At 42.4% G+C, this 24,569-nt stretch carries 27 protein-coding genes and 1 pseudogene; 20 read left to right on the forward strand and 8 right to left on the reverse strand.

The features are described 5' to 3' along the window. Positions 1-2 precede the first annotated feature (2 nt). Entirely contained in the window at positions 3-392 is a 390-nt protein-coding gene (locus tag R7Z47_RS06825) for a MazG nucleotide pyrophosphohydrolase domain-containing protein (protein ID WP_005376487.1), read from the forward strand. A gap of 43 nt (positions 393-435) precedes the next feature. Here R7Z47_RS06825 and R7Z47_RS06830 read toward each other — a convergent pair whose 3' ends face one another. Beyond that, complete coding sequence (locus R7Z47_RS06830; RefSeq protein ID WP_025767825.1) at positions 436-1,311, reverse strand: universal stress protein; 876 nt, start codon at positions 1,309-1,311, stop codon at positions 436-438. 215 nt (positions 1,312-1,526) lie between these two features. Between R7Z47_RS06830 and R7Z47_RS06835 the strand changes: the two genes are divergently transcribed. From R7Z47_RS06835 to def, 8 genes are all read left to right on the forward strand, one after another. Then, positions 1,527-2,870 (forward strand): magnesium transporter, encoded by a 1,344-nt coding sequence (locus tag R7Z47_RS06835; protein WP_033906508.1) that lies wholly within the window; start codon positions 1,527-1,529, stop codon positions 2,868-2,870. 312 nt (positions 2,871-3,182) lie between these two features. Continuing rightward, positions 3,183-3,725 (forward strand): AAA family ATPase, encoded by a 543-nt coding sequence (locus R7Z47_RS06840; RefSeq protein WP_213971532.1) that lies wholly within the window; start codon positions 3,183-3,185, stop codon positions 3,723-3,725. A 107-nt stretch (positions 3,726-3,832) separates the two neighbouring features. Beyond that, complete coding sequence (locus R7Z47_RS06845) at positions 3,833-5,278, forward strand: AGE family epimerase/isomerase (protein WP_262606758.1); 1,446 nt, start codon at positions 3,833-3,835, stop codon at positions 5,276-5,278. Between the two features lie 296 nt (positions 5,279-5,574). Further along, complete coding sequence (locus tag R7Z47_RS06850; protein WP_154204326.1) at positions 5,575-6,345, forward strand: hypothetical protein; 771 nt, start codon at positions 5,575-5,577, stop codon at positions 6,343-6,345. A 1-nt stretch (position 6,346) separates the two neighbouring features. Then, on the forward strand, positions 6,347-6,886 hold the full coding sequence (locus tag R7Z47_RS06855; RefSeq protein WP_064354738.1) for a tetratricopeptide repeat protein: 540 nt from the start codon (positions 6,347-6,349) through the stop codon (positions 6,884-6,886). 392 nt (positions 6,887-7,278) lie between these two features. Beyond that, positions 7,279-7,608 (forward strand): YceK/YidQ family lipoprotein, encoded by a 330-nt coding sequence (locus R7Z47_RS06860; RefSeq protein WP_017820979.1) that lies wholly within the window; start codon positions 7,279-7,281, stop codon positions 7,606-7,608. A gap of 32 nt (positions 7,609-7,640) precedes the next feature. Continuing rightward, complete coding sequence (locus R7Z47_RS06865) at positions 7,641-8,105, forward strand: ABZJ_00895 family protein (RefSeq protein ID WP_017635325.1); 465 nt, start codon at positions 7,641-7,643, stop codon at positions 8,103-8,105. Positions 8,106-8,339: 234 nt separating this feature from the next. Next, the gene (gene def, locus R7Z47_RS06870; RefSeq protein ID WP_262606757.1) at positions 8,340-8,846 is read left to right on the forward strand and encodes a peptide deformylase; all 507 of its coding nucleotides are present in this window, start codon (positions 8,340-8,342) and stop codon (positions 8,844-8,846) included. Positions 8,847-8,918: 72 nt separating this feature from the next. On the opposite strand, the gene R7Z47_RS06875 is transcribed toward def, so the two are convergent. Further along, on the reverse strand, positions 8,919-9,326 hold the full coding sequence (locus R7Z47_RS06875) for a helix-turn-helix domain-containing protein (RefSeq protein WP_165439075.1): 408 nt from the start codon (positions 9,324-9,326) through the stop codon (positions 8,919-8,921). An 84-nt stretch (positions 9,327-9,410) separates the two neighbouring features. Between R7Z47_RS06875 and R7Z47_RS06880 the strand changes: the two genes are divergently transcribed. The 4 genes from R7Z47_RS06880 to R7Z47_RS06895 all read left to right on the forward strand — a co-directional run bounded on the left by R7Z47_RS06880 (position 9,411) and on the right by R7Z47_RS06895 (position 13,054). Beyond that, the gene (locus R7Z47_RS06880; RefSeq protein ID WP_047101474.1) at positions 9,411-9,914 is read left to right on the forward strand and encodes a DUF2938 domain-containing protein; all 504 of its coding nucleotides are present in this window, start codon (positions 9,411-9,413) and stop codon (positions 9,912-9,914) included. Between the two features lie 226 nt (positions 9,915-10,140). Then, on the forward strand, positions 10,141-11,169 hold the full coding sequence (locus R7Z47_RS06885; protein WP_213969412.1) for a phospholipase A: 1,029 nt from the start codon (positions 10,141-10,143) through the stop codon (positions 11,167-11,169). Positions 11,170-11,262: 93 nt separating this feature from the next. Then, positions 11,263-11,721: a hypothetical protein gene (locus R7Z47_RS06890; protein WP_005388759.1), complete on the forward strand. Its 459-nt coding sequence runs from the start codon at positions 11,263-11,265 to the stop codon at positions 11,719-11,721. 328 nt (positions 11,722-12,049) lie between these two features. Continuing rightward, positions 12,050-13,054, forward strand: a complete 1,005-nt coding sequence (locus R7Z47_RS06895; protein WP_262606755.1) for a metal-dependent hydrolase — start codon at positions 12,050-12,052, stop codon at positions 13,052-13,054. Between the two features lie 40 nt (positions 13,055-13,094). Here R7Z47_RS06895 and R7Z47_RS06900 read toward each other — a convergent pair whose 3' ends face one another. The 3 genes from R7Z47_RS06900 to R7Z47_RS06910 all read right to left on the reverse strand — a co-directional run bounded on the left by R7Z47_RS06900 (position 13,095) and on the right by R7Z47_RS06910 (position 16,534). Next, entirely contained in the window at positions 13,095-13,487 is a 393-nt protein-coding gene (locus R7Z47_RS06900; protein WP_213969411.1) for a hypothetical protein, read from the reverse strand. Positions 13,488-13,986: 499 nt separating this feature from the next. After that, the gene (locus R7Z47_RS06905; protein ID WP_262606754.1) at positions 13,987-15,747 is read right to left on the reverse strand and encodes an ABC transporter ATP-binding protein/permease; all 1,761 of its coding nucleotides are present in this window, start codon (positions 15,745-15,747) and stop codon (positions 13,987-13,989) included. A gap of 172 nt (positions 15,748-15,919) precedes the next feature. Continuing rightward, positions 15,920-16,534: a PolC-type DNA polymerase III gene (locus R7Z47_RS06910; RefSeq protein ID WP_017820974.1), complete on the reverse strand. Its 615-nt coding sequence runs from the start codon at positions 16,532-16,534 to the stop codon at positions 15,920-15,922. A gap of 355 nt (positions 16,535-16,889) precedes the next feature. Between R7Z47_RS06910 and R7Z47_RS06915 the strand changes: the two genes are divergently transcribed. The 4 genes and pseudogenes from R7Z47_RS06915 to R7Z47_RS06930 all read left to right on the forward strand — a co-directional run bounded on the left by R7Z47_RS06915 (position 16,890) and on the right by R7Z47_RS06930 (position 19,181). Then, the gene (locus R7Z47_RS06915) at positions 16,890-17,750 is read left to right on the forward strand and encodes an immunity 49 family protein (protein ID WP_017820973.1); all 861 of its coding nucleotides are present in this window, start codon (positions 16,890-16,892) and stop codon (positions 17,748-17,750) included. Further along, a pseudogene (locus R7Z47_RS06920) lies at positions 17,751-18,119 on the forward strand (threonine aldolase); the annotation flags it as partial. Between the two features lie 82 nt (positions 18,120-18,201). Then, a complete protein-coding gene (locus R7Z47_RS06925; protein ID WP_318129918.1) occupies positions 18,202-18,462 on the forward strand; it encodes a DUF5062 family protein in 261 nt (86 codons plus the stop codon). 224 nt (positions 18,463-18,686) lie between these two features. Further along, positions 18,687-19,181, forward strand: a complete 495-nt coding sequence (locus tag R7Z47_RS06930) for a YcxB family protein (RefSeq protein ID WP_213962484.1) — start codon at positions 18,687-18,689, stop codon at positions 19,179-19,181. A gap of 119 nt (positions 19,182-19,300) precedes the next feature. Here R7Z47_RS06930 and R7Z47_RS06935 read toward each other — a convergent pair whose 3' ends face one another. The 3 genes from R7Z47_RS06935 to R7Z47_RS06945 all read right to left on the reverse strand — a co-directional run bounded on the left by R7Z47_RS06935 (position 19,301) and on the right by R7Z47_RS06945 (position 21,715). Further along, a complete protein-coding gene (locus R7Z47_RS06935) occupies positions 19,301-20,041 on the reverse strand; it encodes a helix-turn-helix domain-containing protein (RefSeq protein WP_170960428.1) in 741 nt (246 codons plus the stop codon). A 104-nt stretch (positions 20,042-20,145) separates the two neighbouring features. After that, positions 20,146-20,607, reverse strand: a complete 462-nt coding sequence (locus R7Z47_RS06940) for a carboxymuconolactone decarboxylase family protein (RefSeq protein ID WP_005376442.1) — start codon at positions 20,605-20,607, stop codon at positions 20,146-20,148. 196 nt (positions 20,608-20,803) lie between these two features. Continuing rightward, on the reverse strand, positions 20,804-21,715 hold the full coding sequence (locus R7Z47_RS06945) for a DMT family transporter (RefSeq protein WP_154204335.1): 912 nt from the start codon (positions 21,713-21,715) through the stop codon (positions 20,804-20,806). Between the two features lie 93 nt (positions 21,716-21,808). Here R7Z47_RS06945 and R7Z47_RS06950 point away from each other — a divergent pair, with 93 nt between their 5' ends. The 3 genes from R7Z47_RS06950 (at position 21,809) to R7Z47_RS06960 (ending at position 24,460) form a co-directional block, all read left to right on the forward strand. Further along, a complete protein-coding gene (locus tag R7Z47_RS06950; RefSeq protein WP_005376440.1) occupies positions 21,809-22,714 on the forward strand; it encodes a LysR family transcriptional regulator in 906 nt (301 codons plus the stop codon). A gap of 266 nt (positions 22,715-22,980) precedes the next feature. After that, the gene (locus tag R7Z47_RS06955) at positions 22,981-23,808 is read left to right on the forward strand and encodes an MBL fold metallo-hydrolase (RefSeq protein WP_239945295.1); all 828 of its coding nucleotides are present in this window, start codon (positions 22,981-22,983) and stop codon (positions 23,806-23,808) included. 250 nt (positions 23,809-24,058) lie between these two features. Beyond that, positions 24,059-24,460 carry a VOC family protein gene (locus R7Z47_RS06960; protein WP_137282666.1) on the forward strand — a complete coding sequence of 134 codons (402 nt, stop codon included), beginning with the start codon at positions 24,059-24,061 and terminating at the stop codon, positions 24,458-24,460. Positions 24,461-24,569 lie beyond the last annotated feature (109 nt).

The following is a 24,569-nucleotide window of genomic DNA, read 5'->3' on the forward strand; positions in this document are numbered from 1 at the left end:
CAATGAAGAAATTTGATGAGCTGTATGCAATTGCGACGAGAAAATCTCAATATGACCAAACCAACACTTGGTTTAAAGGCGTAGAGACTTATCTGGAGGCCATTGGCAAAGAAGTTGATGAAGTCCGCGAAGAGATTCGTGAGGATCGCCTTTGTCATTTGGAAGACGAGTTAGGCGATGTGTTGTGGAACTATCTTAACGTATTAAAAGCGCTGGAAAGAGAAAAGGGCATAGATCCTGAGAAAGTACTCGAAAGAGCCTGCAACAAATACGATCAGCGTGTATCTGCGATTGAGTCGGGACGCAGTTGGGATGAGATAAAACAGCAGCAGAAACAAGCCTTGAACGCAGAGCATGAAGCCGCGCAGTTAGAAGATGTAAAGAGCCAATAACTGCGCTTGGTATTGAAAGGATAGGTTAATAGAGAATACCTAGTCAGCCCTTGGAGCTGTTGACCAACAGTAGGTCACAAGGTGGTTGATCAAGTAACGTGTCTACAGTGCTGCCAGACCAAAATTGAGATGACATGCTTCGTTTACATGCCCCCATAATCAAAATCGCTGCTTGTGATTGCTTAACTGCTTTTGGTAACGCCGTTTCAGGGTTTCCTTCCGGTAATAGTAATGGAACTCGCGTTAACTTTTGCGCACTAATAAAATCTGTAATGCCTGCTTTTTGATTGCTTAATATCTCTGCACGATAGCGAGAGAGATATGGTGCGACGTATCGGCAGTAAACGAGCGTCATTTTCCCGCTTAAGGTTTGTTCTAATTTTGAGCCTCGCGAGACGATGGCTTTATCTACTATCGACTTTTCATCCCCTCGATGAAGTGGGTCGATTGCACAAAGCATGTTGGCGTGAGAAGGCCATGACCGCTCACTCAGTAGCAACAAGTCGCAATCTTGTTGTGCTAGTTCTGTGAGCATCGTTTGAATCTCGTGTTTGTTAAAGTGTCCCACGAGCAGTAAGTCAGTGTGGTCAACAAGTCGTTTCGCAACTTGCTCAACCCAATGGCTCCCTTTGAAATGCTCGTAAGAGAGCGTTGGCGTTTCAAGCTCTTCTTCTTCACAAAGTTCGACAATTAATGCGTTGAACTTTAAGGTCCAAGCTTCAAACTCAGCTTGTCTTTTTTCTATATGGTCAGAGTTGAAACTGAGAAAATGAGCGAATGCGTGATCTTCACTTCGGCGATGGTCTTCCACTAAAACTACAATAGGCTGGGCCAGCGCTGTCGAAAATTGAATCACTTTACGAAGCACCTTACGACTTGGTAAGGCGGCCTGCTGAGTCAGAAAAAATACAGGTGCCATTGATTACTCCATTATCAAACAAGGCGAATGAGCCTGACACACATTCAAGTCTATACCATGAACTGATGCAGAGGCGTTTTGTTTCTGCGAGCGAAATATAAATTCCGCAATTAAGTCAACTATCGCCTAGAATTTTAACATCAAGAATTCATGCATTCGGATAGCACATATCGTCAATGCGGCGAATGTGGTAGTGAAAGCTATAGGTAAAAGTAATGATAGATTCCAACCAATTGCAAATTAACCGCAAAGTGCCACATTTGCTTGCTGAGATCATTAAAGCGATAGAATCGACCGAAGACTTGAGCTTTTTGAAAGACTATCAAGAAGCACAGATTGCGAACATTTTGGAATCGGTCAACATTGCTTACCGTAAGCGTGTCATAGAAGCAGTGCCGCCTGAGAAGTATTGGACGGTATTAAATTTGCTCCGATACGACACCGCCAAGCACATTCATCAATCACTCAATAAAGACTTACAACATGAACGCTTGGCGTACATAACGGATTCAGAACTGATCATCTTTGCGGACTTTCTACCGACCGAATTTGTAGATGAATACCTTATTGATCAAAGTGAAGAGTCTGTCGCGCATATCCAACAAGCATTGTCGTATGAAGACAACAAAGTTGGACGTTATGCCGAGCCTCACTTTCTGGTCGCAAACCCTAAAAACAGCGTAGGAGGCATCAAAACCGAGCTGCTAAAACGTGGGCAAAGTCCAGTGCGGTTGATTATTGTGCGTGATGCAAGTGGTGTGATTGGTACGATAGAGCCGCAAACCCTGTTGCTGCACGAAAATCATATCAAACTTACCGACTTGACCGTAGTTACGCCAATTCTAGAAGATATTCAAACGATTCAAAGCGTCAGCAAACAAGTCTCGATTGATGGTGGAGCACATTGGTTTCCTATCATGGCTGGTGGCAAAATTATGGGCGTCTTGTCGATGGCGACCATCGCGATTACCTTGCGTGAACTCAGCCTACAAGCTGTAGTGGCAGAAAACGTACGAAGCGAAGAAGATTTGTTCACACCATTAAGCGTGGCGACAAGGCTAAGAGCACTTTGGTTGGTGATTAACTTGCTGACCGCTTTCGTAGCCTCCGCCATCATTGGGCTTTTTGATAATGTGGTCGAGCAAGTCGTTGCGCTTGCGATCTTAATGCCCGTTGTGGCGAGTATGGGCGGCATCGCGGGTAGCCAAACCTTAGCGGTGGCCATTCGAGGTATCGCACTAAACCACTTGCACCAAAGTAACTTGAAGCTATTGGTGAATAAGGAATTAAAAATCGCCACCATTAATGGCTTGATCATGGGATTAGTCATCGCGGGTGTCGTCTACATGGTGTTTGACTCTTGGCCATTGGCGCTTATTATCTGTTGTGCAATTTTCCTCAATAGTTTGGCGGCCGCGGCATCGGGGACGTTGATACCATTCACGTTGAAGAAGTTTAACATTGACCCCGCCGTGGCTGGCTCGGTAGTATTGACGACCGTTACCGATGTCGTCGGTTTCTTTGCGTTCTTAGGCTTAGGTGCCATTTTCTTGATATAGATATCCAATTGACGCGTTAACCATCAGAACCAATCGCACCACTTCCCAACCCAGTATTTTGGGCGAGCTTGCTTCGCTCAGCATTCCTCCGTTTTCCATAACCGATGAACACGTCGTTTCGGTTCTTACTTTGTAAATCTCTTCACTGCTCAGTTCTATTCCCCCAAATTTCCCACTCTATTCCCCCAAATTTCCCACTACCGATCTCGCTTAACGCTGGCGTGCCAAATTCCAATTTCAAACGCCAGATGATGCCCATTTTCTTGGCTGTACACGCATTACTTCACTCAAACAAAAAATAAGGAAACAATTTTGAATAAACTCATCGTATTCTCTGGTGGTCCCGGTGCAGGGAAAACTTCGGTAATCGAACAGCTAAAAACACAAGGTTTTATCTGCGCGCCAGAAACCGGCCGTCACGTGATACAAACGCAGGTTGCCAATCACGGTTCAGCATTACCTTGGAATGACAAACAAGCTTTTCGAGACGAAATGATGAAGGCAGAAGTGAGCAATTACCGAGCTTTCAATGTCCACCAAGGGAATGTGTTTTTTGATCGCAGTATTGTGGACGTATATGGCTACAGTAAGTTGGAACAACTGCCAATCTCGCATGAGCTCATCACGCATTGCCAGACGCTTCGTTATCATTCTCAAGTGTTCATTTTTCCACCTTGGGCATCGATATTCAGCAATGACGAAGAGCGAAAGCAAGATTTTTCTGAAGCGGTGGCTACGTATCAACAGATGGTCAACGCTTATCACAAATTTGGTTATCAATTGATCGAAGTGCCCAAAATGTCAGTCGAAGACAGAGTAGCGTTTATTCTCGGCTCAGTTATCGAACAAGGCTAAAAGATGATTGATGCAAACAAATGCGTAAGGCGATTGTGAGCACGACAACAATATGCGTAAAGGGAGTTATCTATAGTGGATAAAATTCAATAACTTAACTGAGTGTTATGTCTTTTAAATATCTTACCTTATTGCTCGCAACGACGAGCATGAGCAGCTTTGCTGATGTAGGCCTGCCTTCGGGAGATGATTGGTTAAACCATGTGACGAATGGCCTAGCCCCATATTGGGTGATGGAAAGCGCGCATGGGCAACCTGCGGGGAATTTTCCGACTTTTCGTTGTGATAACGGTGTCATTCTCGACCCACAAAAGCCGTGTGAAGAATTAAACAAAGGGTGGATTAGCCCGCACTTCGATCGCGAATACACCCGCATGAAATCGCGCCAAACTTACGCTTATGGCGTGCTTTTTCATCTTACGGGTGACAAGCAAGCATTAGAGCTGGCAAAGAAAGGGGCTTATTACCTGATTGATCACCTACAAGATGAGAAAAACGGCGGCTTTGTGAGCTTTACGCGTAGTGGGAAACCGGGGATGGAGTGGCAACAACGAACTTCTCAAGACCAAGCTTACGCCTTGGTGGGTTTGGCGATGTACTACTACTTGACTCAAGATCCAAAGGTCGAACAAGCGCTCATCGACCAGCAAGCGTTTATATTTAAACAATACCGACGAAGCGATGATCGCGGTCTGGCTTGGGTTTTGAAAGACGGTGATGGGGAAAGTGCGAAGCAGCAAGAGCTAGTCGCTCAACTTGACCAGATCAATGGCTATCTGTTGTTAACGGCGCCACTTTTACCACCGCCAGCGCAAGCCAAGTGGAAGCAAGATCTGCAATGGCTGACGCAAGTGATGATAGATAACTACCATTCCGTCAAAGAGCAGCGCTTTTATGGCGCGATACACCACAAAGCAGTAATGATGCCAGATGCGAAACACAATGATTTTGGACACACCATCAAGGCGTATTGGATGACGTATCTGACAGGTCAGTTGTTGGAAAATTCAAAGTGGACAGAGTTTGGTTTCAAAGGAATGAAACACACGCTTAAGCAAGCGCAATACCAGCAAAACTTTGAGCAAGTCAAAGCGCTTTTCTCACCAGAATGGCAGAGTAAATGGACGCAAGAGAGCATTCCTGCTTGGCAATCAAGACCATACAAGCACTATAGCTCGTCTTGGGAATGGGCAGAGCTCGATCAAGCGGCAATGACAGTTTCTCTTGTCGATGGTTCGATGAAAGAAACGCTTCAATACACGTTACCCACTTTTATGGACGTATGGGTGGATCATCAATATGGAGGCGTCGGTCTGAGTCCTAAGTCAACCAAAGCGTTCCATTGGGGAAATGGTTACCACCAGTTTGAACATGCGTTGGTCGGGTATTTGTACGCGCAACAAATGGCAAAACAGCCCGCCAAGCTTTACTACGCGCGACTAGCCGAGAGTAAAATGCCACTTAATCCATATTACTTTAGCGCAGACGTAAAATCGTTGTCGTCACAAAGTGATGGAGTCACCATCGCGACATTCACCAATATTCGACCTTAGGTTGGTCGATGGTGATGTGTTAGTTAAAGTCCGCGTAAAAGCCAAAGCAAAATTGTAGCAGTAATAAAAATAAAGGCTAACCAACTGGTTAGCCTTTATTTTTAATAATCTTACATGTAATGGTGATAACACATATAGTTAACGAATGTTTATTTGTAATGACCGCTGAGTGTTTCTAACAAATATCTAACTATAAATTAACTTTCATTGATTAGGGTATATCTCACAACTAGGACAACTTAGAGCTTGGAACTTTATGCAATCCTGTTCATAATAATGGTTTTGAGAGAATCATTATGTACATTTCTATACTAACGCACGAGAGAGATACGCCGTTATCAATCAACTACATTAATTACATGTATCCAGCTGACAAACTATTTAGCTCTTGTGTCGAACTAAGAAGTAAATTAGATAATGAGAAAATTCCCGTTAATACCATAAAAGATACTTCTCTTGCGGGACCATTACGTAAGCTTCCAAATGATATTACAGGTGAGAAAAGGTTACAAAAGCTTAAGGAACAGATAGATCGCAACATGGCGGTTAAGTCTGGTATGTTAACAGATCGAATGCACTGGAAAAATAAAGCTGTTATTCCTTCACGTAAATTTTCGTCTCTAGCTCCAATACAGTCGTCAACTCTAGCTTCTACTGCAATGAAAGCAAATAGTGGAAGGGCCATGGCCTTAGGGATGGTATTACAGAAAGGCAGAGCTATGCTTCTCTTTGATATTATCCGACAAAACGTTAGAGTACTAGCTAATCGAGTACACAATGCAAATCTAGAATCATCTGGCTGCATTTTGATTGTTAATGTGAAGTATTTGAAAGTCGAAAGGGAATATGGGAAAGCTCCTCAACTATCTAGAGTTTCATTAGCAAGTATAATTTCTCAAGAAGACAAGTATAACTTTGATTCGAGTGCTTATGTTCGTGGTCAAATTGCCAATATGTGTGAAGCTAGTGCTAAAGCTCCGATCAATACAAAGTTTCAAATTGTAAGCGGTCAGTATGACGATTCATACTCGACAGCAGTCTTGTTTATCAAATGTACATGGGAATAACATGAGAATTGTTAACGTTTTATTCGTAGTGCTCCTTGTTACGGCATGTAACGATACTACGTCAAAGTTTGAGGCAACTAAAACGACAGAAAGCCTCCTAACTAAGAACCGAGAAGCTCCAGAGCAGTTGTACAGCGAAGCAAATAAATTTTATGAACAAGGTGATGTGCAAGGAGCAAAGTCTTTATTGATCAAAGCTATCGAAGTGGATGATGTTCATAGTAAAGAGCTTTTAGGGGTAATCCTTCTGAAAGAGCCAAAAGTCATGGATGTTAAGCGGGGCTTTTCTTTAATCTCAGAGGCTGCTGATGATGGGTTGGCTAGTGCACAATTTTATTTAGGATCATGTTTGTATGATGATGGCTGTGGTTTACCTGAAAATAAGGTGCTTTCAGCCTATTACTTGACGCAAGCGTTAAATAATGGTGAAGGTGGTGCACAAATGCTACTTGGATTTCTAGATGAAGAAATAGGTGACACTGCGATTGATCAAAAAACATATGCGGTAGAGCTGAATCGCTATATAGAACAACTCAATTAATATTGCGGCTTAATGTTTTATAGGGTTTTAATCGAACCTCAAACAGAGAGTGCTGGACTTCTACAAAGCAGTAGAAGCCACAGCGAAGCTGCAACAATAATCGAGTGTGTAATAGAAAATAAAAAGCCGTCAGAACCAACTGGTTTTGACGGCTTTTTATTCTATGACAGGTAGAGGATTCAATTTTCAGCGCGATAGGTCCATGAAAACTTAAGTGAGATTCCAATCACGTCGCATGATCTCACTAGTGTCATTGGAAATAAATGAATTGTTTCTAATACATAGAACGTATTAACATGGTTGCACTTGGCCCATATGAGTAAATTCATTGAACATACAATTTGAGAGAGGGTTTAGTTGTAAAAATAATAGTTAGTTGGAATCTAGGTTAAATGAAAATAAAACTATTTAAAAAGCTACAAGTTGTATTTCTTGTGGTGTCAGCATCTTTAATGGTGGGGTGTTCGTCTATAGATGCGCATGCTGGTGGCGGATACGGAAAGCCGTTTTCAGGCACCGCGTTATCAGTCGCACGACAACCTTGCTATTTAAGAGCTGATATTACTTCTATCGCGTTATACCCACTATCATTGATTGACATTCCTTTGTCGTTAGCAACGGACGTTGTGTTTCTTCCTGTTGATTTAGTCATGGTAGTTACGCCAACAACGAGTTATGGCGGTGTTGTTTCTCTAGGTTGTCCAAGCGGAAGCATGATCTAAAACGCTTATTTTATTCAAATAAATGGAAGGAAATGAAAGTGGAATTAAAAAATAACTATTCAGAATCAGAAATAAACCAGCCACCATCGGTACTTCTTGTTACGTCTCTGTTGTGTCTGGCGTCCGTTTGTTGGGCTGCATTGCTGTTGGCCATTGAATATATTGTTGGGATAGAAATGAGTGGTACAGGCTTTCTTAGCACGTTAATCCCAGCCATGAGTGTTGGTTATTACTTCGGCTACAAGACTGGAGATGTAATGCCATCAAAAACAAGATGGTATGCTGTTTTACTGTGGACTTTAGCAAGTTTGGTAGTGTTCTCTCTTATCTTAATGTCGTTAGATATTTCTCCGTTTTATTTATTATCTGAGCTCGGTGGGGTAAGTATTTTTATTGCTATCATAATGCTAATAACGATTGGCATCGCCTACTTAATTTTAAAAAGTGGTGAGAAAATGGCGATTAGAGTATTACTCAAAGCCAAGGAAAGTCAGTAGATAAAATACAACAAACGATTCAATTAGGATCATGACAAGACGTCAGCCATAATGTGCTGGCGTTTTAGTTTCCTGTTTGTAGGATTTTTTGTCTAAAAGGCAAACCCATTTATTGTGTTGTAGTTTGAGTTAATGGTTTATGCCTTGTGCGCAAGATAGCTTAGCAGGTTTATGTATCGAGAAACGTGTGTATAATTCGCCACGAATTACGATTTATAGATATGAAAGGTAAGTATGGCAGTCCTCGAAATTCTCTCCATTCCAGACCCAAGGCTTAGAGTAAAAGCAGAAAAAGTCACTGATGTATCGACAGTACAAACGCTGATAGACGATATGCTAGAAACACTTTACGCAACGGGCAATGGTATCGGTTTAGCTTCAACCCAAGTAGGCAGAAAAGAGGCGGTTGTTGTCATCGATATCTCTGACGAACGCAATGATCCTTTAATCTTGGTTAACCCAGAAGTGGTGAGCGGAGAAAACAAAGCACTTGGTCAAGAAGGGTGCCTATCTGTTCCTGAGTACTACGCAGATGTAGAGCGTTACACGTCAGTTGTTGTTTCTGCACTAGACCGTGATGGCAACCCGATTACAATCGAGAGCGATGAGTTCTTGGCGATTGTGATGCAGCACGAAATTGATCACCTATCTGGTAACTTGTTCATTGATTACCTTTCACCGTTAAAGCAAAAAATGGCGATGAAAAAAGTGAAGAAGTACGTAAAATCGCAAGCTAAGTAATATGAAAGGAAGTAACTCACAACCGCGAGTTACTTCCTTGTAAATCAAGAATAGGACGGTAGGGAGAGCGGTTCATCTCTGCTTTTGGGGGACATAACGCTTTACGACTTTCATAAGCCTTTGAAATGAAGAGCAGTCCATATGCGATTCATGAGGGCAGGAGGCGACATGGTTTAGGCTGTCTCGCACCGCTTTCAAACGTTTTATTTGCTCATCAATCTCAAGTGCCTTTTTCGTTAGTAAGTCACGATCGATATATGGCTTTGAAACTTCTGATTGATTCAACATTTCTGCCATTTCGTTAAGCGATATTCCAGCGATACGCCCCAAACTAATTAAATTGAGTGTATTGAGTACCTCTGGTGAATATTGGCGTCTCAATCCATTCCTTCCTATCGAGCGAATTAACCCCAGCTGTTCGTAGTACCTGAGCGTTGAAGTCGGCAATCCTGATTTTCTAACCACTTCTGCAATATCCATATTATTCCCCATTGACTTCAAGTTGGCTTTAAGTTGTAGCATGCAACTAAGACCTTAACAAATCAAAAACTTGAGGAGAGAAAAATGCTGCTTTTAATGGGATTGCAAGCGGTGCTAATAGGGATTGGTGCCACTTTGATAATGGATTTATGGGCATGGTTACAAAGGAGAGTGTTTGGTATTCCTTCATTAAACTATGCGTTGGTTGCGCGCTGGGTTTTGTACATGCCCCAAGGAAAGTTTATGCATGCGCCAATTATGGCGTCAGAGGCGATGCCGGGAGAAAAGTCACTGGGCTGGTTTTTTCATTATGCCATCGGCGTTACTTTCGCTTTGGCTCACGTTACTGTTTTTGGTCATCATTGGTTGGTAGAGCCCAGTCTAATGCCCAGCTTAATTACAGGCGTGGTAACGTTGATCTTCCCATTTTTGGTCATTCAACCTTGTCTAGGATTTGGTTTTGCTGCGAGTAAAACCCCAACACCTTGGAAAGCCCGTTTTCTTAGCACATTGGCGCATTTGGGTTATGGTTTGGGTTTATTCATAGCCGGGTTTGCAATCAAAGTTACGAGCCAGTATTTTGCATAGAGAACATGAGCATCATGCAAACGAGTGGTTTTTATCTATGATGCTCAACTCTTGGTTGTTTTTTGCGCTTTGATCATAGTTGACCGATATGTCTAAAGTCTGTTGCATTTATCCAAGACGTAAAGTCGGCGGACATTTAACATTGCCTTAACGTAAGAATGGCAAGCGGTTTACCAAGAAAAACTAAAATTATCTGGTTTGACATAAAGAATATTAAGGGTTTCAGATGGCTTCAAAAGTGGCAGGGATATCAATACTGAGTTTATTGGCAGCGCCAGTTGCGATGGGAGAAACAGCCAGTGCTTATGATTTATGTTTGCTAGACAAAATAAAGCAAAGCAAAGGTGAGGAAACCATAAAGAGCATTCGCGCGCAGTGTGAGCTTGACACAGTAACCAGCACAGTGCCCGCAGATCCAGAAATTGAAGAGCCTGAAGAACTTCAGGAAAGCTTGGTCGACAAGCGTTTGGAATCAGAACGAGAAAACGCGTTCGAACCGTTTAGCCTAGTCGCGCATCGCGTTAACTATATTCTTCCGTTTACATACAGTGATCGTGTAAATAAACGCGCGTATGCCGACACCAAATACGGCGATGAACTGCGTAAGGAAGAGGCGGAGTTCCAAATCAGTTTTAAAGTACCAATGAACTATGATGACTTGTTGTTTGATGGCGATGGTCTGTTTTTTGGAATGACTCTTAAATCATTTTGGCAGGTATACACGGGTGCAGCATCTCGTCCATTCCGTGAAACCAATTATCGTCCAGAGCTTTTTTACTACACACCAACTGACTGGAAACCACTTGATGGTTCGACTTGGTTAGGTTTTGGTATTGAACATGAGTCTAACGGTCAGAGACAGGAGCTATCGCGCAGTTGGAACCGTGTCTATGCCAACGTAACCTTTGCAAAAGACAATTTTGCGGTTTCTATCCAGCCTTGGTGGCGTATACCTGAAGATGAAAAGATATCGCCTAATGATCCCAAAGGTGATGATAACCCGGATATCGAAGACTATATGGGACACTTTGAGCTATCGAGTGCTTACAAGTGGAATGGTTACGAGTTTACCTTTTTAGGTCGCCAGAACTTTCAAACACATAAGGGTTTTGCAGAACTGGGTGTGTCATTTCCGATTTGGGGCAAAGTTCAGGGGTACGCACAATACTCAGCGGGTTATGGTAAGAGCTTGATCGACTATGATCATAATCAGCAGCGGATTGGTGTTGGTATTGCAATCAACGGTGTTTTGTAGTTTTTCGTAGATGGATAGAAATTAACACTGGCAATTGAAATTTCAATATTTAGAATGCGAGGCTGAAATTGATTTCTAACCTAGAGTGATTTTATGCTTCGTGATTACACCTTTGATTGTCTTGTAACTATGCCTCGCCATGAGCTGGAAGAGTTTAGTGCTCGTATGATCAGTAAAATGGTGCCAGAAGACGTGATGAATGAGCTGTTCACTTTTGATCAAGAAGAAGTGGATAGTGAAGACCGCATGTTGTCTGCACGTCTTGATGCAATGCTACGCATGACAGCAATCGCACTGAGTGAAATTCAACAAGCGTTTGATGACTCAGACAACGCAAAGCAAAATAGCGAGCGAATGACGCGATTGGTGCTTTGGCATTTCTACGCGATCTCATTCCGTTTGGAAGAGGCCATCACGCTAGAAACACACTGTGCTCTAGTGGAAAAACTAATCGAAAATGCACCTTCGGATGTTTTTGCGTGGGTAAAAACATTGACGGAGCTGCTGCACACTTACGCTGAAATCAACGCGAAAGAGAATCCTCAAGACTAAACACCTGTCGTTTATCGTTCAGTAAATTAGAAACAAGGCGAGCCATTGGGTTCGCCTTGTTTTTTCGCGTCAGATAAACCTTCGGGTTTGAAATACCAAACAAGCCTAGACTCAGATTTGTTCGTTCACTAGCGAACGGCGTGATTCCTTCTTACACTAAATCAAGGTGTTTGTTGCTAAACAAGCAAATGCATGACTAAGTCGTGTATTGTTTTCCACTTAAATGCGGATAATTTATGTCGAAGAACCTTCTGGTTTTTAAATTGGAACCGACTATTGAGCGTGTACGCTTTCCAGCTGAGCTTCATCTATCTAAAGGAAGTGAACGATGGATCCGTTAACGCAAGGTTTATTGGGTGCAGCTTTGCCACTGGCGGTGAGCAACAAGCGAAACCTTGCAGTTGTTGGCGTGTTGGGCGTGGTCTCTGGGGTGGCTCCGGATTTAGATGTGCTAATCCGTTCTTCAACTGATCCTTTGCTGTATTTGGAATACCATCGCCAATTTACTCACTCGCTCTTGTTTATCCCGTTTGGTAGTTTCATTTGTGCTTTGGTGTTGTATCCATTGTTCGCAAAAAAGCGAGGACTAAGCTTCCGGCAGAGTTGGTTTTACTGCGCGCTTGGTTATAGTACCCATGCGTTATTAGACGCATGCACCAGTTATGGAACACAGCTTCTATGGCCGATAAGCAACACGCGTTATGCTTGGAACACTATTTCGGTAATCGACCCCGCGTTCACACTCCCTATTTTAATATTGCTTTTGTTTGTTGCACTGAAGCGAAGCCCAAACTATGCCCGCATTGCATTTTTATGGTGCCTGGCTTACCTAAGTCTTGGAATGATCCAGCGAGATAGAGCAGAAGTAGCTGGTTGGGAAATCGTCAAAGAGCGACAACACAACGCTATACAATTAAAAGCCAAACCAAGTTTCAGCAATCTTTTGGTTTGGAAACTAATTTATGAAACGGAAGAGAGCTACTATGTAGATGCCGTAAGGGTGGGGCGTTCAATAAAAATTTACCCTGGCGAATCAACTCCAAAGTTAAATATAAAAGAGCAATTTCCGTGGCTAAACCCGCAATCGCAACAAGCAAGAGACATCGAACGTTTCCGTTGGTTTTCAAACGGTTTTGTAGCGACGGATCCGAATAATGAAATGCGAATTGTTGATATGCGTTATTCCATCGTACCAAACCAAATTAATGCGTTATGGGGCATCAATCTATCCCCAAAAGCCAGCGCAGACGCGCACGTTGAATACACTGCTCATCGAGGAAGTACTGCAGAAGATCGCCAAGTTTTTTTCAACATGCTTACGGATTTTGAGTGATGGTTTTACTTTGGATGTCGATGCGGTTTCGTAATAACTATTACGCAGACTGAAAGTCCTTTACTAGGGTCGGCTTGCTAGCGAAGAAAATCTTGCCAAACAGGGACTTGTACTTCCAGCCAAGAGACAAAAGCCGTTTAGCTAAATTCTTGTTTTCAATGATTGCAACCTCAACACCTTGGTAGTGGTAAGGATTGCTTTTGATGTAGTCGATAAATGCAGTAAGCACGCCTTGCCCGCGAACGGAGGGTGCAAAGTTGACTGCTACAATAGAAAAGCGTTGGCTACCTGATGGGCAACGGACTAAACAGTGCCCAAGAGGATGAGTAATAGTCTCAGAAAATTCAGGAAAAGGGCGAGACTCAAGCTCTTGAGAAAGCGCATCGTATCGCTGACATAGATAAGAAAATAGTTGTTTCGCTTCGCTGTTCATATCGGTGCCGCTTTTGTGTTGCTTGGTTTAAAGGCATTGATGTCTCAAACATTGTAACCATAGATAGCAACACAAAACGCGGTAAACTTTTTCAGCAATGATTTCCTATTTTTGAAACCTAGATTGTTACAAATGAAGTTGAATGGTTTTTATATGGTGGTTGTGAACGGTGTTTCTAGTTGAAGGAAGAATACGCTGGTTACTGGATTCTTACTGGAATTCCTTTGTTAAAAGGCGAGCTGCTTGGTTTAATGCCGCTCGTTTAACTGCGAGTGGCATCTTTTGTATTTCGTCACCTTGTACAGCGACGATGGGATATGATGTGGGATCTTCTATCCTAGCTTTTCATGGTCTAAATTATCTCATTAACCACTCAGAGCGCTGCTATTAGATTCCTAGTCTCGCAAGGGCTCGCTGGACTGACACAAAAACATCGTTAAACTCCTGTTATTAAATTATTTGGTCCGCCTTTGCTTATTTTTGAGCGCTTAACTAGGCGTTACTCCAAGTGCTTAAATTGCAATGCCACAAGTCGCTGATACAACTCACAGCTTTGCATTAATGATTGGTGGTTACCAACATCGACTAATTCGCCATTGTCGAGCACCGCAATTTTATCCGCATGTTGGATAGTCGAAAGACGATGAGCAATGATCAGCGTTGTGCGTCCTTTCATTAGAGCTTCAAGTGCTTGCTGAACGTGATGTTCACTTTCACTATCAAGGGCGCTGGTAGCTTCGTCTAGCAGTAAGATTTTTGGATCTTTTAGAATCGCGCGAGCAATCGCAATGCGCTGCTTTTGTCCGCCTGATAGCCTAACGCCGCGCTCCCCTAAAAAGCTGTGATAGCCTTCGGGAAGCTTCTCAATAAACTCATGGGCATGGGCTTTTTTCGCGGCTTCGATAACTTGTTCATCCGTCGCTTCAGGATTACCGTAGCGAATATTATGGAAAACATCATGGCTAAACAGCGCTGGTTGTTGTGGTACGAGCGCCATTTGACGTCGAAGCTCGTTTGGATCGAACTGTCGAATATCTTCACCACCAAACAACACTTGCCCTTTTTGCGGATCATAAAAGCGTTGCAGCAGTTCGAATAGTGTTGTTTTACCTGCACCAGAAGGGCCGACCAACGCCAACACTTTTCCTTGTTCAGCAGTTAGATTTAACTCTTTGATAGCTGGTTGATTTGGGCGAGAAGGGTAGTTGAAACTCACTGAATTAAAGTTAACCTCAGCAGGCATGTCGGCACGGACAGGCAAATGGTTGCTTGGCGCTTTAATATCACTGGCTACTTGAAGGATCTCAATCAGCCGTTCGGTAGCACCTGCGGCTCTCTGCAATTCACCCATGACTTCGGAAATGGTTGCAGTCGATGAGGCAACCATAATGGCATAAAACACAAATGCGGCTAGGTCACCCGCAGACATTTTTCCGTGAATCACATCGCTGCCGCCTACCCAAAGCATGCCTGCAATCGCGCTGAACACAATCACAATAACGCCTGATATCAGGATCGCTCGCTGCTTTACTCTCTGTCTGCCTACTTCATAAGCTTTTTCCACCTCGACAGCGAAAGCCGCTCGTTCATGCGACTCTGAGCTAAAACTTTGCACGGTTTTAATATGCTCTATCGCTTCTCCAGCGTAGCTTCCGACATCGGCCATTGAGTCCTGACTTTGGCGAGAGAGCGCACGCACGCGTCGTCCATAAAACAAAATCGGAACCAGAACCAAAGGCACAGAAGCAAGCACAATCAGCGTGAGCTTAACGTTAGTGGCAAACAACATTATGATGGCCCCAAAGCACATCAAAGCGCTACGCATCGCCATCGAGAACGATGAACCAATAATGCTTTGCAGCAATGTGGTATCGGTAGTCAAGCGCGACATAATGTCGCCACTACTGTTGGTCTCAAAATAGCTCGGATGCAGCGTAATCACATGGTTAAACACCGCAAGGCGAATATCCGCACTAACGCGCTCACCTACGGAAGAGACAAGGTAAAAGCGAAAGAAAGTCCCAATGGCAATACACAATGTGACACCGACAATAAACTGAATCGCATTGGTAAGCTCTTGCAATGATTGCTGAGCAAAGCCTTGATCGATAAGAATGCGCACGCCGTAGCCGACGGATAGCGTTAGGCTGGCTGTTGCGATTAGGGCAACTAAGGCAGCAGCAACACGCCATTTATAAGGTGAAACAAAGGTGTTGAGTTTAAGAAGAATGCTGAGATTTTTGTTATTTTTTCTGCTCATGAGTGACTCACAAAGCGTTTTAGGTACCTGGCATAGTAAGCCAGTTTGGTTGGTGAGACCAGCGAACTGCCGCTTTCGGATTAGGAAATTAACTGGGATAACCAATATCGCATGTATATCGAAAATCACTTAAACGTCTAAGAGACTAGAATCAGCTTTTAGTTCGGAGGGGTTACGCACGGCTTTTGGCGAGTAGCAGGTCGACTTTTCCTTTGGCTGTTTTACTGACCGTTTGCATCAACTGAAAACTTGGTTTTTCGACGCCTGAGTTTTCTATCCCTTCGACCATTAAGAGCCAAAGCTTGGCTGTCATTTGCGCATCGGCTAGTGCACGGTGGAAAACGCCGTCGTTGTCGATATTTTTATAGCGAACAAGTTCACTTAACTTATGTGATGGGGCATCTTGAATGAGCCGTCTTGCCACCAGTAAGGTGCAAGCAAACTCACCCGAATAACCACAGTTGATTCGTTCAAGCTCTGCATCTAAAAATCGTTTATCGAAGGACGCGTTGTGAGCGATAAGGTTCTCGCCAGCAATGAACTCACTAAATGACGCCATTACCTCTTCGCAGCTTGGTGCCGATCGCAACATATTGTTGGTAATGCCGGTGTAGTTCTCAATGAAAGAACTCACTCTGAAACCGGGATTCATGAGTTGCTGAAAACTATCGACAACCTCGCCATTGACTAACTTTACTGCACCAATTTCTATTGCGCGATCACCTAAAGTAGGAGAGAGACCTGTGGTTTCAAAGTCGAGTACGACCACAGAGTTTGCTTGAGGCATAAAATTTCCAGCTGAGTAATATTGCGCAAGAGTATTATCGAAAGCGACAGAAAAAGAAAGGCGAACACAATGGTGAATATCTGTCTATCTTTACTCCACAAAGTCAGTATTCGTCGTCCACTGTTTATGGACAGGTACGTTCTGGCTTACCCATCGCGGCTTGTGCGGTAGCCTTATATTTCAAATGTTTTTCGGCTTTTCGATTCATTTCAATTAAGCATTAACTTTCGATACAACATACTGATTATAAATTGATTTTATAAATCAACTTCGGCATCATTCACGGCTTGATTTTGAGGATGAATATCATCACAGCAAAAAATTAGAACAATTTATAATGCGAGGCTAGGGAACGATGGAAACAATAAAAAATCACTATTTAGATATACCTGAAGAAAGAAAATTGCGTATTTTTCGTGAGGAAGATGAAGATTTTTACAACTTCTGGGAAGAAATGCTTGATGAAAAACAATCTTTTTATCAGCAACCTCTCAAAAGAATGAAAGGCGACGCTTGGTATTCGCTTGATTCATTCTTCACTGCTTCAAAATACGGACAACATCAGGCCTCGCCAGCTTATATAAAAAGAGCGCTTGAGTTACTGAATAACGTGTACTTGCTGGCCAATCATTCAGACAAAGTGGTTGAATTCTCCGTTGGGCACCGACATTTTTCGGAAGTAGGTAACCGTTCTATTGCAGGGGGAACGATGGATGCTTGGTTGGATGAAATCTGTTTAGCGATGGCCGCGAGAGATTGGCGCTGCGTAGAGCTGATGACCATCATGGATGAGTCGTTAGTGCGTTTAAAAGATCCATTCGATGTTGCGCTAGTCGAGTTCGTTAACGGTGTATTTAGCAATTCATCAGCGTTACCAGAGTTATTGCAAACTGTGATGGAGAAATCCTCCCCGCAATACTTAGAATCAACCAGAGTGCCATATGTACACTCTTTGTTTATTCCATTTGTGAATGTGTTTGTTGCCATTATCGATGGCGATGAGGCACATTATCAAGAGGCACTGAGGGATGCGTTAGAGGCGCATTACCAGTTCTACATAAATGAAGATGTTCGCTATTCGCCAAAAGGAAATGTTTCTCTGAAACTGATTGGTCTTGCTGCATTGGCATACGATAAGTATGGCTGGACAATTCCAGAAACCGCATATTTGCCAAAGTGGCTCGTTTACGGTGAGCATGATCTCTGTTCTAAATAAATCATTAGTAGAACACCTTATGTAGTGTCTGCGGCAATGCCGTTCGATGAAAGGTTGGCGCAGCTGCGGGCTCTGTTTGAGCGAACAAAACAAATCTACAAGATCATTGATGAGTTCCCATCTTTGGCGGTAAGACCAACCCAGCCTCAAGCAAATATGTTGCACCTTATCCTGCCATTTAGCTGCGAAGAGTTGAAAGAACTCCAACACACGTTTGCCACGGAAAAGGGCATTTGGTTTGGTAACCCGCAAGTCACGGCACATCCAAATCAATCGATTGTTGAATGGTATATTGGTGACTACCTGCTCAATCTTGGTGATGACGAATTAAGGTCGTTTTTCAATCAGTTACTCGGTAAGAAGGCATAAACTTATCAATATGCGAGCTTACTAACACGCCATACGCGACACTTCATGTATTCTTAATTGAAGCGAAGAAGAGGATTTATAAATGTCAAAAAGCTCCAAGCTTCACAATGAAGACAAACTGGTTAAGAAGGCACTAGAGATTGGTGGGAAGATGGCGAAGCTACAAGGCTTTGACCTTCCTCAGTCACCACAACCTCTAAGAGTAAAAGCGATTTACCTATTCTTGGTTGATGCTAAACAGATCACGCCACTACCGGAAAGCAAGCTAGACGGCGCAAGCATCAAACACCGACTGGCAGTATGTATACACAGTGCGTTGCCAGACAACGACCCTCTAAAGTAGAAAACCTCAACAAGTCACACAGGTTATTAATTAGCAAGGCGAGCCAAATGGTTCGCCTTGTTTGATCTTGGCGAGTGCACCGAGGTCTTTTGGCGTGGCGGTATCATTGATTTACAAAACAGAATCAAAAGGACTAAAGATAAATCCCGAGAAGCGCTACAATGCAGGTGTTCCGAGAGTGCAACCAAGATTACTCATTTACAGAAGCCTTGAAGTAACCATACATGTCTAAAGATTTCGAATTCACTACAGAATACATACTCGACAAACCTTTCTTTGCTGAGTGTTATGATCAAACTAGCCAGCCAACGAAGTTCCCACAAGCGTACCTAAAAGGGATGCTGTTTCTTATCTTTGGTGTGGTTTTATTGGAGTTTGAACTGCTACCTAACGGTTACGTCGGTTGGTTCTTTATCGTATTGAGTGTGATTGAAGCGTGTAGCGTTTACTTCAAAAGAACCTGGTGGCTATGGCGTCAAACCATAAGTTCAAGTCGTGGCAACAAAGTGGTGTTTGAAGTTAATGCAGATGGCGTGCGCTACAGAAGCGGTAAAGTTGACCGCAGCCTCGCTTGGAATGATATCGACCAACTCGAACAAACTGATTTGGGCTTTATCCTTCACCTTGGTAAACAACGCCAATACATCAGCAAATCTTGCTTAAACGAAGAAGTGATCGCGTTTATGGTAGAGCGGCACGCGGCATCAAAAGCGAGCTAACCAACTCACATCAAGCTGGAATGAGCGATCGAAAAAGTAGGTGATATATGATCGAACATTGTAACAAGTATATGGTCGATTCTGAATCAATGGGGTTTGATGTAGAAAGCTAATAAGGTTTAGAGGTTTCTCTTTCGGACATACTGCTTCGGTGTCATGCGCGCAATCTGCTTACACTCTCTAGTCATGTGTGCTTGATCGGAAAAACCTTGCTCCAGCGCCAACTCCGATAAAGTAAGATCGGGTTGCGCTCGGAGTTGCTCTAAAGTGTGCTTCACTCGTTTAATGCGTTGGTAATGTTTAGGAGTAATCCCCAACCATTTCTGAAAATTGCGCTCTCTCTGGCGCTGACTGATGGTCCCTGTAGGTTGGTCAATAATGTGGCCGACATACTGCGGTTCATATTCCTCAATCAGTGTTTGAACCCAGCGATATAACGTAGAAATCCTTGCATATGGCGAACGCGCTGTTTGCAGAGACTCAAATGTTGCTAGCGCAGAAGAAGCCAAAGGGTGGTCGTCTTGAATCCGCAATAGCTGTTCTAGACGTTTACCAAATAGTTGATAACCAACAGCAGGATGAAAGCGTACGCCAGTCATCACCGCGCCTGGCGGTAGGCAGACCTGATGTGCGAGAATGCTTATAGGCAGTAGGACAACCCCCGGCGTTTGCCACTCACCATCCATTTGTACTTCATTCTGTAAAATGAATACCACACCTGTACCAGCATCACTGAGTAATTGTTTACGTACGGTTTGCGTCGTATCAGGTTTGACGGATGCTGACCAAATGGCTTGAACATAGCCAGCTAAAGCCTTTTGAGGTTTTAAAATATCAAATTCTAAGTTCAAATGAATCATCCTATTTAACCTCAACTTAAATGAGAAAGTGATACACATGTACTTTTCATCATATAAAGTTGAGGCATAAGCAGTGGCTTACAAGTAAGAACCGTCAAATAGAATTATCGAGGTTTATAGACTCCAACCTTTGGCTTAAATGCCTTAACTATTCGGTTCCAACTATTGATCGCGTTGATCGCAATTGTTAGGTTGACCATAGCTTCTTCTCCAAAGGTATTCAAGGTCAGCTGATAGGTATCATCATCTACTGGTAGGCCAGCAGTTAGTAATTCAGCCCAGCCAAGCGCAACGTGTTCTGCATCGCTGTAGAATGGCATATCTTTCCATGCACTAAGCCCCCATATGCGTTCCGGCTTTTCACCTAACTTAAGCGCATCTTTACTATGCATGTCGATACAAAATGCACATTGATTGATTTGCGATATGCGTAACTTAACCAGTTCCCATATGATCATGTTCATAGTTTCTGATTGGCTAAATTGTTCATGGAAGTAAGCTTCCTGAGCGTATAGGATTTCTATTGCTTTTGGCGCTACTTCAATATAGTTGAGTCGTTTTTTCATGGTCATTCTCCTCTGTTTTTTACATAGTAAAAAACGCTCTTAGCAAAAGATTGAAGATTTTCGACATGCACTCAATAAAATTAGATAAAAGAGTGAACGACGAAAGCGAAAAGTGTACCTATTGGAAACCAAGAAAACTTATGCCAATTAACAAAGTATTGCTCTAAATAATGCGACTTAAGGTTGGCGTCTATTTTTACTCCACCACCTTCCGTAAACGAGCAAAAGGTGCTGAGTTACCTATATACACACCAGCCGCAACGATAAAGACGCCTAAAACATTTTCCCATTGAGCCTGCTCACCAGAAATGAACGAAATCAGTAGAGTGAATACCGGCATAATATTAAATAATGGAGACATCTTATCTGGACCAAGAACGATAGCGCCTTTCATCCAAAAGTAATAAGCAATCAAAGTTCCAAACAGGCTCATGTAAGCTATTAATGCTAGGTCTTTAAATGTTATGGCATTTAAGCTACGGCTAAAGTCGCCGTGGTACATCGCTATAGCGACCATTTGAATGGCACCAATACTTAACACCCAACGTAACTGCTGAGTTACTGGGATATGAGATGTTAAACGCTTCGCTAGAATTGTGTATAAACACCCACTAATTAAAGCAAATAACATGTATAGATCACCAATATTACTATTGCTGCTAATAGAATGAATATTTCCCCCTGTAATGACGATTACCACTCCACAAAAACTGATTAGTGCACCTAAAAGAGTTTTAACCGAAATGGAAGTTTTGAGAATAAAGCCCGACAACAAGATAGTGACAAGTGGTAGGTTTGCCTGAACAACCGCTGCGTTAACTGGGGTAGTAAATCTCATTGCAGAGAAAATAGAGAAGTTTTGGATAGTTACACCCACGGTTGCTATAACAAACAACGACAACATACTTTTTCGTGTGAGTTTGGCTCCATATGGAGAGCGTTTAGTACCTCTTATCAGTAAGAGTATTAAAGCTGCAACGGAAAATCGTAACGTCGCTGAATCCAAAGGAGAGACATCGCTATTAATAGCCTTTATTACGTTAAAGTTACTAGACCAAAAAAAGATAGCGACAACAACACCGCACCAAATTGATAAATGCTTAGACATAGATCTTCCTGATAAAAATTAACTTGACGCGATAATGCTATATATTTCATATTTGATTTTTAATAGCCAAATTTAAGAGGGTTAATCCCAAATATGGAACGTCACTCTTTGGATGATCTTTTGTTATTCGTTTCTGTTGCTCGCTATCAAAGCCTAACACAAGCATCTGAGCGTCTTAATGTCCCGTTAGCCACGCTAAGCCGGAAGTTAAAAAGGCTGGAAACAAACTTAAATTGCAGACTATTTAACCGCAGTGCACACCACTTTGCGTTAACAACTGATGGCGAAAAATATTATCAACTCTGTGAGCCGTTACTTCTTAGCTTAAATAATGTGACATCGAGAATTGCGACTGAGCGTCAGTCTTTAAGCGGAACGATCAAAATATCAGCGCCAATTAACATGACACAGATGTGGTTAAAGCGGTGCGTTTATGAATTTGCAGAGCAACATCCGAAGATATGTATCGATTTAGATGTACAGAATGAAAAAATCAATCTTGTATCTAACCGTGTCGATGTTAGTTTTCGTCTTGGTGATCTTATTGAACAAGACTGGATTGCTCAGAAATTATGGTCGATTCCATTTGCGCTTTGTGCATCACGAAGCTATTTAGAACAACACCAACCGATTACCCATCCAGAACAACTTGTTCATCATCGCCTAATTACGGTAAACAACGACAGCCAATGGAAATTAGTTAATCAAATCACCAATGAAACATTTGATCATCCGCTAAAGTTTCAATTCACTTCAAATGATGTACTGCTAGTTAGAGACGCCGTCATCCATGGTTTAGGAATTGCGTGGATTCCAACCTATTACTTTCATGAGCTAAATCATGATCAACATAACCTGCTGCCTTTGTTGCCAGAATGGCAATGCTCGGGTAAAGAAGTATTCATTATGTATCGAGACCGCGATAAAAGGCCTGCAAGAGTTGATGCATTTATTGAACATGTCTTAAATTGGAAAAATCGCATTCAAATGTTTGCTTGAAAGAGGTTTATCACATTGTGCTGTGCCGGTAACCTCAATTGAAGCTTCATGACTCTGCTTCAATTGAGTTCATTTATTTAACCTCTAAAAGAATCATGAATACATAGGCAGTTAATGGGATTCGAGTTTACAAGTGATTCGGTCAGCTAAAACTAAAGCTAAGTAGAAAGTATTTGCAGTTGTATTTGCGTCTGAAAATCGTTTAGAGCTTTCTCATCCGCGAGGTTCTATAAGAAATTATTAAGGATATATTTGTGTGTGATTTCGTGAAAAAAATTGTTGTAGGTTTACTTTTAAGTGCTTCGTCTTTTGCTTCTTTAAGTCAATATGTTCCAGCAATGAATGATAAGAACGGTTATGTAGAACCATTTCAAATGTTTGATAATGTCTATTATATAGGAGACAAGTGGGTCTCATCATATGCCATTGCTACAGACGACGGACTGGTTATCATTGATACGCTTGATTTCCCTTACTCTGAGTGGATACCTATCAACCTAGAAAAGCTAGGGCTAAAAGATAAGCCAATAACGCACATATTGGTAACTCATGGGCATTCTGACCACGTTGGAGGCGCCCAGTTACTTCAAGAGAAGTATGGTTCCAAAGTCGTGATGACCAAAAGCGCTCATGAACTATCTATACAGCAATCAAACAAAAGCGAAGGTGAGAACAAGTTCCTTCCTCCAAATTTAGACATAGAGATAAAAAGCGATAGCTCTATGGCTATTGGTGGACATGAGTTTAAGTTCTATCTCACACCTGGCCACACGGAAGGTGATTATTCCTTAGACTTCACTGTTGAAGATAATGGCGAACAATATCGTGCTTTTATCGTTGGTGGGCATAGCGTAAGTAGCAATGATCCAGAAGTTATTGGCCAGTTCCTGACTAGCATGGAGAAAATTAGAAAAATTTCACTACAGGCACCTATTGTGAACGTTAACCTTTCGAACCATCCACATAAAAATTTCCTTTTTGAAAATAGGAAGAAGCTCGGCACAAGCGGTAACCCGTTTATCAGTGAGGCAAACTTCTTCATGTTCCTTAAGCAACAAGAAGATTTAGCTAAGGGAAAACTAGAAGAACTATAATACCGTGGTATACGAGCAGCCTTCGTTATTAGGTTAGAGGTTTGCTCTTGAGTTATAGCTAAGGCTTTGATGAGTTGCTCAATCAAGATTCGACACTTGTGGTAGCTATATTGTTTGTAGGTTCTAGTGGCAAAGGCGCTGTGCGTAAACATTCGTATTGTGTGCCTTAAACATTTGCAAGGCGTTACGTGCTTTCTAGAAAAGTCTCAAAATAGCGTACAATTAGCGTTTTGACACAGCGGAAATCATCATGGCCAAAACTGTTCAGCAGCAAATCGGAAACATTGCTCTAGTCGTTGAAAATTACGACGATGCTATCGAATTCTATACTCGAAAACTTCAATTCACTCTGGTTGAAGATACCAACCTAGGTGGTGGTAAACGCTGGGTTCAAGTTTCTCCTCCAAACTCCAATGGTACAAACCTACTTTTAGCTCAAGCGAGTACACCGGAGCAAACGCATGCAGTAGGAAATCAAACAGGTGGCCGTGTTTTCCTGTTTCTGCAAACTAATGATTTTTGGCGTGACTACGAGTTGATGAAGAAAAATGGTGTTGTATTTAATGAAGAGCCTCGTGTGGAAGAATACGGGACAGTGGTGGTGTTCCAAGATCTCTATGGTAATAAATGGGACTTACTGCAACTGAACTAGAAACTACATAGCACCTGCATAACATAGTGTTCATGAGGAGTTTCCAACAAGCTTTTAAGGCTCTGAGATATTAGTGCTAATTCAAAGGTTCTCAGAAGTCACTGTATTT

Origin of the sequence: Vibrio sp. 1641 (assembly GCF_033339995.1) — a bacterium.
In the GTDB taxonomy this organism is placed as follows: Bacteria; Pseudomonadota; Gammaproteobacteria; order Enterobacterales; family Vibrionaceae; genus Vibrio; species Vibrio alginolyticus.